The organism is Streptococcus mitis (assembly GCF_002096925.1).
In the GTDB taxonomy this organism is placed as follows: domain Bacteria; phylum Bacillota; class Bacilli; order Lactobacillales; family Streptococcaceae; genus Streptococcus; species Streptococcus mitis_AF.
The window spans coordinates 1-1,083 of sequence record NZ_NCVN01000057.1 but is presented as its reverse complement, the minus strand read 5'-3'; the positions used below and the strand labels follow the sequence as shown (position 1 = coordinate 1,083).

Here is a 1,083-nt window from a genome sequence, read left to right as displayed (position 1 = left end):
TGAACTGCACCCCAAAAGTTAGACAGAAAAAATCTAACTTTTGGGGTGCTTTTATTATGAAATTAACTTATGATGATAAAGTTCAGATCTATGAACTTAGAAAACAAGGCTATAGCTTAGAGAAGCTTTCAAATAAATTTGGGATAAATAATTCTAATCTTAGGTACATGATTAAATTGATTGATCGTTACGGAATAGAGTTCGTCAAAAAAGGAAAAAATCGTTACTATTCTCCTGATTTAAAACAAGAAATGATTCATAAAGTCTTACATGAAGGCTGGACTAAAGATAGAGTTTCTCTTGAATACGGCCTCCCAAGTCGTACGATACTTCTTAACTGGCTAGCACAATACAAGAAAAACGGGTATACTATTATTGAGAAAACAAGAGGGAGAGTACCTAAAATGGGACGTAAACGGAAGAAAACTTGGGAGGAAATGACAGAACTAGAGCGACTCCAAGAGGAGAATGAACGCTTACGTACCGAGGTTGCTTACTTAAAAAAGTTAAAAGAGCTGGAAGACAGGGACGAAGCCATACAGCAAGAAAGGCAGAGACAATTAGAGAAATGGCTTCAGGAGGATTTCGACTAGATTTACTTCTTGAAGCGGCTCGTTTACCTCGCTCAACTTACTACTATCAGTTGAAGGAACTAGATGGGCTTGACAAAGATAAAGATCTTAAAGCTGAAATTCAAGCTATTTTTACTGAGCACAAAGGAAATTATGGCTATCGCCGAATAACTCTTGAATTGAGGAATCGTGGTCATATAGTAAACCATAAGAAGGTCCAACGTCTGATGAAAATCCTTGGTTTAAGTGCTCGAATTCGCCGTAAACGAAAGTATTCTTCCTACCAAGGAGAGATTGGCAAGAAAGCAGAGAATCTCATTCAACGCCAGTTTGAAGCATCGAGACCAATGGAAAAGTGTTATACGGATGTGACAGAGTTTGCCATTCCAAATAGCACGCAGAAATTGTATTTATCGCCTGTTTTAGATGGCTTTAATAGCGAAATTATTGCTTTTAATCTTTCTTGTTCTCCTAATTTAGAACAAGTAAAAACAATGTTGGAACAAGCCTT

The 1,083-nt window shown here is 37.0% G+C and carries 1 pseudogene; it reads left to right on the top strand.

Features of this window, described 5'->3' with window-relative positions:
• Positions 1–56 precede the first annotated feature (56 nt).
• Positions 57–1,083 (top strand): annotated as a pseudogene (locus B7692_RS07520) (IS3 family transposase); the annotation flags it as partial.